General features: G+C 70.5%; 9 protein-coding genes. 5 read left to right on the top strand and 4 right to left on the bottom strand.

The features are described 5' to 3' along the window. The 3 genes from ACLD7X_RS14895 to ACLD7X_RS14885 form a co-directional block, all read right to left on the bottom strand. Window positions 1-738, bottom strand: a 738-nt coding sequence (locus ACLD7X_RS14895; protein WP_411424443.1) for a flavodoxin-dependent (E)-4-hydroxy-3-methylbut-2-enyl-diphosphate synthase, incomplete at its 3' end; no start/stop codon positions are given. A gap of 53 nt (window positions 739-791) precedes the next feature. Further along, the gene (locus ACLD7X_RS14890) at window positions 792-1,469 is read right to left on the bottom strand and encodes a uracil-DNA glycosylase (protein WP_411424442.1); all 678 of its coding nucleotides are present in this window, start codon (window positions 1,467-1,469) and stop codon (window positions 792-794) included. Window positions 1,470-1,537: 68 nt separating this feature from the next. Beyond that, window positions 1,538-3,226, bottom strand: a complete 1,689-nt coding sequence (locus ACLD7X_RS14885) for an urea transporter (RefSeq protein WP_411424441.1) — start codon at window positions 3,224-3,226, stop codon at window positions 1,538-1,540. A 186-nt stretch (window positions 3,227-3,412) separates the two neighbouring features. On the opposite strand from ACLD7X_RS14885, the gene ACLD7X_RS14880 reads away from it, so the two are divergent. The 5 genes from ACLD7X_RS14880 to ACLD7X_RS14860 all read left to right on the top strand — a co-directional run bounded on the left by ACLD7X_RS14880 (window position 3,413) and on the right by ACLD7X_RS14860 (window position 8,427). Beyond that, entirely contained in the window at window positions 3,413-4,801 is a 1,389-nt protein-coding gene (locus ACLD7X_RS14880; protein ID WP_425625300.1) for a pyridoxal phosphate-dependent aminotransferase, read from the top strand. A 65-nt stretch (window positions 4,802-4,866) separates the two neighbouring features. Further along, entirely contained in the window at window positions 4,867-5,763 is an 897-nt protein-coding gene (locus ACLD7X_RS14875; protein WP_412007076.1) for a putative selenate ABC transporter substrate-binding protein, read from the top strand. A gap of 53 nt (window positions 5,764-5,816) precedes the next feature. Beyond that, window positions 5,817-6,047: a hypothetical protein gene (locus ACLD7X_RS14870; protein WP_411424439.1), complete on the top strand. Its 231-nt coding sequence runs from the start codon at window positions 5,817-5,819 to the stop codon at window positions 6,045-6,047. Between the two features lie 20 nt (window positions 6,048-6,067). Continuing rightward, on the top strand, window positions 6,068-6,865 hold the full coding sequence (locus tag ACLD7X_RS14865; protein ID WP_411424438.1) for an ATP-binding cassette domain-containing protein: 798 nt from the start codon (window positions 6,068-6,070) through the stop codon (window positions 6,863-6,865). Continuing rightward, the gene (locus ACLD7X_RS14860) at window positions 6,862-8,427 is read left to right on the top strand and encodes a PhnE/PtxC family ABC transporter permease (RefSeq protein WP_411424437.1); all 1,566 of its coding nucleotides are present in this window, start codon (window positions 6,862-6,864) and stop codon (window positions 8,425-8,427) included. Before ACLD7X_RS14865 ends, ACLD7X_RS14860 begins: the two co-directional genes overlap by 4 nt. Window positions 8,428-8,503: 76 nt before the next feature. Here ACLD7X_RS14860 and mnmH read toward each other — a convergent pair whose 3' ends face one another. After that, entirely contained in the window at window positions 8,504-9,532 is a 1,029-nt protein-coding gene (gene mnmH / locus ACLD7X_RS14855) for a tRNA 2-selenouridine(34) synthase MnmH (RefSeq protein WP_411424436.1), read from the bottom strand. Window positions 9,533-9,803: the final 271 nt, after the last annotated feature.

Genomic DNA, 9,803 nt, shown 5'->3' with positions numbered 1-9,803 from the left:
GCGGTCGGCCATCATCCGGTAGGCGGCCAGCATCACCGGGGCACGGGAGGCCTTCATCGACACCACGATGTTGTGGAAATCGAGGCGGTCGCAGATGTGGATGAACTCCATGGCGCTCTCCACCATCCCCAGGGGGGTGTCGCCGTAGGTGAACAGCATCCGCTCCGCCAGGGAGCCATGGTTCACGCCGATGCGCAGGCCCTTGTCCTGCTGCTTGAGCAGGCTCACCAGCGGTTCAAGGGTGGTCTGGATGCGCTCGCCGATCGCGGCCACCTCCTCGGGGGTGAACTCGGTGCGGTTCGGGTCGGGCTTGTCGAACACGTAGAGGCCCGGGTTGATGCGCACCTTGTCGACGTGCTGGGCCACCTCGAGGGCGATCTTCATGCCGTTGTGGTGCACGTCCGCCACCAGGGGCACCGGCCGGTAGGTGTCCTCCAGACGTTTGCGGATCTCGCCCACGGCCTTGGCATGGGCGAGGCTCGGCACCGTGAGCCGCACGATCTCGCAGCCGGCCTCATGCAGGCGGCGGATGCCGGCGGTCGCCCCCTCGATGTCGAGGGTGTCCTCATTGATCATCGACTGCACCACCACAGGGTGGTCGCTGCCCACCCACACGTCACCCACCCGCACGCTGCGGGTCTTGCGGCGCCGGATCACCGTGTCGTAGCGCGGATTGCTGGCCCAGTCGGCGGGGAGCTCCGCTGGGGTGGTGTCGGGACGGGCCAGGGTGCCGGTCATGGCGGGGGGGGGCCGATTGGTCGGACGGGCCAAAGCCTGTCACAAAACGGGGCTCAAGCGGCGAGCTGATCGAGGCGCCGCCGCACGTCCTGCAGGTCCTGCCAGGTGAGCCATTTGGGACTCCCCTGCTCCCGCGAGGGGTTTCGCAACAGATAGGAGGGGTGGAAGATCGGCAGCAGCCAGCGGCCGCCGAGCACCGGCCCGCTGCCCTGCCGCCACTGGCCCCGCAGTCGGGTGATCCCCCCCTTGATTCCCAGGACCCCCTGCATCGCCGTGGCTCCCGCCAGCAGGATCACTGGCGGGTCCACCAGATGGATCTGCCGCTCCAGCCAGGGGGTGCAGGCCGCCATCTCCTCGGCGCTGGGCTTGCGGTTGTCCGGTGGACGGCACTTCACCACGTTGCAGATGTAGGCGTCCCGGTTCGAATCGATCGCCACGCTCGCCAGCATCTGATCGAGCAGCTGGCCGGCCCGTCCCACGAACGGCAGTCCCTGGGCATCCTCCTGGGCACCGGGGCCCTCACCGATCACCATCAGCCGAGCCGCTGGATTGCCGCGGCTCACCACCACCTGCTGCCGCCCCTCGACCAGGCCGCAGCAGCGGCAGTCGGAGCAGGCGGCTGCCAGCTCAGCGAATGAATCCTCGCTGGTGGAAAGCAGGGCCGGGTTTGAAGCGCCTGGCGTGAAAGAACGCTGGCTGCTGGACCTCTCGGGAGGGGGCAAAGGGTTCATCGGCCGCGAACCGTTCCTTGGAATCCTGTTTCAGGGCATCGCCGGGCTGCCGAGCCTGACCCTACGGCTCAGCCGAGCAGAAGCCGATCGACAAAGTCGCCCCAGCTCAGGGGGCGCTGCTGCGAACCGAACAGCTTCACCTCCTCTTCCGGTTGAAGGGGACGGGCACCGACACTGTGCAGCAACCGGCGAAGTTCAGCCTGATCGAGGTGACCATCGGCATTGGCATCGAGGGGCAGCAGGTAGGTCAGCAGCCGCTCGTGTCCCTGGGAAAGGCGCTGCAGACGCAGGGCCATTTCCACGAATTCCGCTTCATCCAGGCGGCCGTCTCCGTTGAGATCCATGTGCTGCAGCACCCGATCCAGCAGGGCTGTGACCTTCGACGAACTCGGCTGAGCACCATCGCCGGCCACCGCACGATGCAGCTCCTCCAGGGATAGACAGCCGCTGGAATCGAGGTCGAGCTGGCGGAAGAGATCCCGCAATCTCCCCAGCCGATCGGGTGCCATCAAGGAGGCCAGGGATGGCCCCGCAGCGGCCCCCGGGGAGGCCGCATGCTGGAGGCGCAGGCGGAAGTCGGCGAGCAGACGGCGTGCCACACGAAAACGACGGCGATGCTCCTCAGGGGTGAGGATCGCGTGAAGGGCGACCGGAACCAGGGCCGGGTGTCGTCTGCGCACCATCACAAGCAGCAGCCAGGTGGTGAACACGAAGGGGAGGGAGGACAGGGGCAGGCCAACCCTGGTCAACGGCGCAAGGAGGATCCGTTCCAGCGGAATGGTGAGCGCTGCGCCGGCGAGGGCGATCGGCAGGCTCCGGCGGGTGGGTGCGAAAAAGATGCCGCCCAAGGCGATGGCAACCAGGACAGCGTTGAAGCCGAACCCCCCGGAGATCACCTCTTCCCACGAGTTCAGCCCCAGCAACAGGCCGGTCAGCGCCGCCGTGAGCGCCCCCAGGCTCCCGAGGAGTGCCGCTACGGGACTGGCCAGAAGGACCGACAGGAGCACCAGCATTCCGCTGCTAATGCCCGTACACAGAAACACCTGACCGAAGGCACGCACGACGGCCTGGAGCAGCCACGGCATCGAGGAGATCCCCCCGGCCGCTGACAAGGCCAGAGAGGGTGTCAGCGGATCGGAATCCAGGCCGGCTCCCCGGAGACCAGCCAGCACCAGCGGCAGCAGCCAGCCGATCAGGCAAGCCGGCAGGGAAAGGGGGGGCAAGGCTGTCCTCCCGAACCACCAGCTCCTCAGACCCTCCAGCAGGACCGCACTCAAAGCGCCCGCGAGCGGTACGAGCACCAGCCAGATCGCCAGGGCGGAGCCGGCAGGGTGCGCAAGCGTGGCAGCGGCGCAACCCACCAAAGCCCCGTTGAAGCCCACGATCCCCTGCCTCCTGGAGGCTGGATCCCAGCTCATGGCCATGGCCATGGCCTGGGCACCGGCAATGCCGAGGACAGCGAACGCGGCCATCCGGCCGGACTGCAGCATCAGAGCGAGCAGCAGCAAAGCCCCGCTGAGGGGATTGTTGATCAGAATGACCTGGCCTACGGAACGCAGGCCGGAAAAGAGCTCGGCGAGATGGGAACGTCCGCTGATCCAGGGATCCGTGAGGGCATGCAAGGTTCCGCTGGTCGGCAGGAGCCGCTCAAGACGACTGCTGGAGCGGGGCACTTCGGGCAGCAGAGCCTGGAGCAGTCCGTAGGCGGTCGCCTGGGAGCCGTTCTCCACCTCTGTTCCGGTCACAGGCGAGGTCATGGCGAGGTCATGGCGAGCTTCGCCGCGGCGTACTCCGCGATCCCTGGAGCAGAACGCCTCGAATCTCTTTCGCCCCGCCCGGGAGCGCCGTCACCCTGGCTACCGGGACCGCCCAGGCCGGCGCCCGATGGGCGGCATGGCGAATGGTGAGCGCCTGAACCCGGCCGGGTCTGGGCCTGAGGCAGGATGGCCAAGAAGCTGAAGCCGCGCCATTCGAGCGTCGGCCCCCCGCCGATGTCGGATTCAGGGATGCTGGCCTCCGCCGATTCTGTCGCTGCAAGTTCACTCGCCACCGGTGCTGTCGCCGCTGCGGCCAGGGCTGACCGCTCCGCCGCCTCGGTGGAAGGACCACAGGCCAGGGCCATCGGCAGCGCCGTCGCCAGTTCTGGCCGGCCGGAGGCCGAGCCACTGCGGCTCTCGGATCGGGCCCGGGCCCTGCGGCCCTCCCTCACCCTCGCCATCGCCGCCAAGGCCAAGCAGCTCCGCGCCGAAGGCCGCGACATCTGCAGCCTCAGCGCAGGCGAGCCGGACTTCGACACCCCGGCCTTCATCCGGCAGGCAGCGGCCCGGGCCCTCGAGAACGGTCACACCCGCTATGGACCCGCCGCCGGGGAACCCGCCCTGCGGGAGGCGATCGCCGAGAAGCTCAGCCGCGAGAACCACGTCCCGACCCGCGCCGACCAGGTGCTGGTCACCAATGGGGGCAAGCAGGCCCTCTACAACCTGTTCCAGGTCCTGCTGGGTCCGGGCGATGAGGTGCTTCTGCCGGCTCCCTACTGGCTGAGCTACCCCGAGATCGCCCGCCTGGCCGGGGCCTCGGTCAGGGTGCTGGCCAGCGAGGCGGCCCAGGGATTCCGGCTCGATCCGCAGCAGCTGGAGCGGGCCATCACGCCCGCCAGCAAGCTGCTGGTGCTGAACAGCCCGGGCAATCCCACCGGCATGGTGCTCAGCCGTCCCGAACTGGAGGCCGTCGCCGCCGTGTTGCGACGCCATCCCCAGGTGGCGGTGGTCTGCGACGAGATCTATGAATTTCTGCTGGCGCCGGGGCACGTCCACCACAGTTTCGCGGCGGTGGCACCCGACCTGGCGGATCGGATCTTCACCGTGAACGGCTTCGCCAAGGGGTGGGCCATGACCGGCTGGCGCATCGGCTGGCTGGCCGGCTCCCAGACCGTGGTCGCCGCCGCCAGTGCGCTCCAGAGCCAGACGACCAGCAACGTCTGCACCTTTGCCCAGTACGGCGCCCTGGCCGCGGTGGAGGGTTCGCGCAGCTGCGTCCAGGAGATGGCGGCCCAGTTCAACCAGCGCCGGACCCTGCTCACCGAGGGACTGATGGCCTTGCCCGGCCTGATGATCCAACCCCCGGAGGGTGCCTTCTACGCCTTTCCTGACGTGAGCGCCTACGGGCTCGATTCGATGACCCTCTGCAGCCGTCTGCTCGATGCGGTGGGCCTGGCGGTGGTTCCCGGCGTGGCCTTCGGGGATGACCGCTGCATCCGGCTCTCCTGCGCCGCCTCGCCTGCCACCATTCAGGACGGCCTGGCGCGCCTCCAGCGCTTCCTCGTCGGCCTCTGACTCCCGTCTTTTCAGCCCCGATGCGCTCCCGACAACGCTGGGCCGGCCTCCTTGCCGGCCTCACCATGGCCCTGGTGCCAGCCGTGGCACCCCGGCCCCTGCCCCTGGTCGCCGACCCGCTGCCGCCGGCCCAGGCCCAGAGCCAGAAGGTGCTTCGGATCGGAGCGATCCCCGACCAGAATCCGGAAAAGCTGAACCGGCTCTACCGCCTCGTCGCCGACGAACTCTCCCAGCAGCTGGGGGTGAAGGTCCAGTACGTCCCTGTGACCGACTACACCGCCGCCGTCAGCGCCTTCCGCACCGGCAACCTCGATCTGGTGTGGTTCGGGGGCCTGACCGGTGTCCAGGCCAGGCTGCAGAAGCCCGGCGCCCAGATGCTCGCCCAACGGGACATCGATGCCCAGTTCTACAGCGTGTTCATCGCCAACGCCCGCAGCGGCATCCAGCCGATCCGCAACCAGAAGGGACTGACGGCGCTGATCGGCAGGCGCTTCACCTTCGGCTCGGAGAGCTCGACCTCCGGCCGGCTCATGCCCCAGTACTTCCTCAGCCAGGCCGGCGTGGGCCTCAACAAGTTCGCCGGCGGGGCGCCGGGATTCAGCGGCAGCCACGATGCCACCATCGCCCTGGTCCAGAGCGGTGCCTACGAAGCCGGGGTCGTCAACGAGCAGGTGTGGAAGAGCAGCCTGCGCAGCGGCAAGGCGAACCGCGCCAAGGTGATCCAGATCTGGCGCACCCCCAGCTACCCCGACTACCTCTGGCTCGGCCAGCCCGACCTGGATCAGCGCTTCGGCCAGGGGTTCAGCCGCAAGGTTCGCCAGGCCATCCTCAGCTGGCGCCCCAGCGATCCTGAGCAGAAGCAGATCCTCGGCCTGTTCGGAGCCCAGCAGTTCACCACCGTCAACCCGGCGGCCTACGCCAAGATCGAGCAGGTGGGCCGGCAGATCGGCAAGATCCGCTGAGATCGCCCCTGGCCTGGACCCGGTCCTAGGTTCGATCCGCTGCGGTGAGTCCGATGCATTTCCACGGATCGCTCCAGGACCTGCAGGCGCTGGTGGCCAGCCTCGGCCTGCCCTGCCACTGGGAGCACAAGGGCCCGTTCGAGATGGCCGTCTTCGATGACGGCGAGAGCAATCTGCGGCTCAACTGGTGGCCCGGCTCCGGCGAACTGCGGCTGGTCGGAGACCCGGCCCAGCGGGTCGACCTGGAGAAGCTGCTGGCGGAGAAGCTGGCCGCACTGGACTGACCGCCAGGCAGCATGGCCCGATGGCCACGCAGGCGGAACCACCGGCCACCCCGGTGCTGGAACTGGAGGAGATCAGCCTGCCGGGCCGCACGCAGCCTCGGCTGGATCAGGTCTCCCTGCGCCTCCGGCCTGGCGAACGGGTTGCGCTGCTGGGCCCCAGTGGCGCCGGCAAGAGCAGTCTGCTGGCCGTTGCCAACGGCCTGCTCCCACCCCAGCAGGGGACCGTGCGATGGCAGGGGGAGCCCATGGCCCGCTCCAGCCGGCAGCGGCGACGCCAGCAGGCCAGGATCGGCACCCTCTGGCAGGACCTCCGCCTGATCGAGGAGCTCACCGTCCAGCAGAACCTGAACGCCGCCCGCCTGGCGGTCTGGGGCTGGCCCCGGGCCCTGCTGAACCTGCTGCTGCCCCTGGAGAGCGAGGCCTGCCGGGCCGTGCTGCGGCGGCTCGACCTCGATCCTCTGCTGCTCGACCAGCCGGTCTGCGCCCTCTCCGGAGGGCAGCGCCAGCGGGTCGCCCTGGCCAGGCTGCTGCGCCAGGACCCCGTCCTGCTGCTGGCTGACGAACCCCTCGCCAGCCTTGATCCCCGCCTGGCCCGGGACCTGCTGGCCCTGCTGCTGGCGCAGGGGGACGCCCCGAGGGCCCTGCTGCTGAGCCTGCACCGACCGGATCTGGTGGACGGTTTCGACCGGGTGGTGGGCCTGCGGCAGGGACGGGTGCAGTTCGACCTGCCGGTGAAGGAGCTGCAGCACGAGCAGCTCGAGGGCCTGTACAGGGGGGCCACTTCCACTGCCAGCACTGGAGCTGGAGCTGGCGCATGACCCAGGCCATCCCCCTGCGGCCGGCGGCTCCCCTGTGGGTCCTGATGCCGGCCCTGGTGCTGGTGCCGGTGCTGCTGCTGCTCCCCGCCATCGGCCACGGCGGAGGCTGGGAGCTGGTGGGGCAGTTCCTGGGGGCGGCCCTGCAGCCCTCCCTCGATCCCACCGTGCTGCGCTCGGTGCTGGAGGGTCTGGGGATGACCCTGGGGATGGCGCTGCTCGGCTGGGCGGGGAGCCTGGTGATCGGCCTCAGTCTGGGCATCCTCAGCTCACGGCTGGTCTGGCGGACCTGCACGGGCAGTGCGGCAGCGGCGGCATGGATCCGCCGGGTCCTGGCCCTTCCCCGTTCGGTTCATGAACTCCTCTGGGGCCTGGCCCTGCTGCAGCTGGTGGGCCTGCAGCCGGTCGTGGCGGTCGCCGCCATCGCGCTGCCCTTCGGAGCCCTGGTCGCCCGCGTGGTCAGCGATCAGCTCGACGCCCTGCCCACCCAGGGGCTGGAGGCCCTGCGCAACAGCGGTGCCCCGGCCCCGGCCGCCCTGCTCACCGCCCTGGGACCGCCACTGCTGCCGCAGGTGATCAGCTACGGCGGCTACAGGCTGGAATGCGCCCTGCGCAGCGCCACCCTGCTGGGGGTGTTCGGGCTGGGCGGACTGGGCACGGAGCTGCGTCTGACCCTCCAGTCGCTGGCCTTCCATGAACTCTGGACGGCCCTGTGGGTGCTGCTGGCGGCCATGCTCAGCCTCGAAAGCCTGGTGGGCTGGCTGCGGCGGCGCTGGTCGATGCCCGGCCGGTTCGCCCTCGAGCAGCGCAGCGTCGGCCACCAGGGCCGGGAAATCCTGCTGGCCAGCCTGTGCCTGCTTCCCCTGCTCGCCGGTGTGGCCTGGGCCCTCCAGGTGGATCCGGCCGCCCTGCTGCGCTGGGACGGAATGCCCCCGCTCCCCCCGCCCGACTGGGCGGCGGTGATGGCCCTGCCGTGGCCGGGTCTGATCGCCAACACCCTGCTGCTCACGGCCCTGGCCGCCTGCCTGGCGGTGGGTGGGGCGCCGCTGCTGCTGCTGCTGGTGCAGCCCTGGCCGTGGGGGAGGCTGGCCCTGCGCGGTGCCTGGGCCCTGGGACGGCTGTGGCCCCCACCCCTGACGGCCCTGCTGCTGCTGTTCGTGCTGAAGCCCGGAGTGCTCACCGGCGCCCTCGCCCTGGGTCTGCACAATCTCGGCATCCTGGGCCGGCTGCTGCTGGAGACCGCCGAAGGCACCGGCTCCGCCCCCCAGCAGGCCCTGGCCTGCGCCGGGAGCGGTCCACGCCTGGCCCTGCTCTACGGCCGCTTCAGCCCGCTGGCACGCCCCTACCTCGCCTATGGGGCCTACCGGGCCGATGTGATCCTGCGGGAATCGGTGGTGGTGGGCCTGGTGGGAGCCACCGGCCTCGGCAGCCAGCTGCTGGAGTCACTCAGCTCCTTCGCCTTCGACCAACTGCTGGCCCTCACGCTGGCCTTCGCCACGCTCACCCTGGTGGGGGAACACCTCAGTGACCGCGCCAGGCAGCGGCTGACGGGCCCGATCCACTGAGCAGGGCTGTGCCTGAGCAGCACTGTCCCTGAGCACGGCTGTGCCTGAGCGGGGCGTCGCTGAGCCCACCAGTCCGTCAGGCCCGGGGCCGCACCAGCCCCTGGCGCAGCAGCAGCCCGGCGGCCCCCGCGGCATCCAGGCCGCCCAGATCGACCGGGTGGCACCGGTGGTGGCTCAGCTCATGGTCGTAACAGCGGTCGTAGTAGTCGAGCATCTGGCGGCAGGCCGCGGGCCAGTCCGCCGCGGCAATCGCCTCAAGGGCCAGGGCGGTGCGCTGGGGTCCGAGGCGCCGAGCGATCCGACGGGTGGCCTCGGCCAGGGCATCGGGATCCTGCGTCCCGTAGATGCGCACCAGCTGCTCCACCCGCTCCTGCAGCGGCCGCTGCACCTCGAGCACCGGGGCGCCCTGCATCTGCCGCCACAGGGCCAGCGGGATCCGGCAGCGACCCACCTGGGCACTCTCGGCCTCGAGCCAGATCTCCCCCGCCGAGGCGAGGGGCGCAAGGGCCGCCGCCAGGCGGTTCTCGTAGTGCTCACTGCTGGGCTGGGGCGGCAGCCCCAGGGCCCCGAAGCTGCTGCCCCGATGGTGGGCCAGCCCCTCCAGATCCACCACCGCCGCGCCACGCGCGGCGAGCGCCAGCAGGAGGTCCGTCTTGCCCGTGCCGGTGCGTCCCCCCAGCAACCTCAGGGGCCAGGGCTGCTCGAACAGGTCGAGCACCCAGCGGCGGTAGGCCTTGTAGCCACCCTCCAGCAGCAGGACCTGAAGCTCAAGCTGCTCCGCCAGCCAGGCGACGCTGGCACTGCGCATCCCGCCCCGCCAACAGGTGAGCCGCAGGGGAACACCCGGACTGGCCTGGGCCACGGCCAGCAGCTCCGCCGCCATGCTCTCCAGGCGCGGTCCCACCAGCGCCAGGCCCCGCCGCACCGCCGCCTGGCGCCCCTCCTGCTTGTAGAGGGTGCCGATCTCGGCCCGCTCCTCGTCACTGAACAGCGGCAGATTGCGGCCGCCGGGGATGTGGCCCTGCAGAAACTCCGCCGGGGTGCGCACATCCAGCAGCGGTCCCCCCTGGAGCAGGAAATCGCCAACCGGCTGGCGGGCGGCCATGGCGGTGGGGGCACAACGGCCCCCATCTTCCCCGGCAGCCGCCCTGCGCCCGCCGGCCCTGCGCCCGCCGGCCCTCGGCCTCCGTTGCAGCAGGATCGGCGTCCATGCCGCCGCTCGCTCAGCCCATGGCCGTCGCCGTTCCGCGCAAGCTGATCGTGATCGGGGACAGCGGGGTCTACGGCTGGGGCGACCCGGAGGAGGGGGGCTGGTGTGAACGGCTGCGCCGCCACTGGATGGGGCTGCCCGAAGGACCGGTGGTCTACCCCCTCGG

Source organism: Aphanothece microscopica RSMan92, from assembly GCF_046613545.2.
GTDB lineage: Bacteria > Cyanobacteriota > Cyanobacteriia > PCC-6307 > Cyanobiaceae > NIES-981.
Note: the sequence above shows the minus strand (reverse complement) of the source record. Positions and strands in the feature narration are given on the sequence as shown.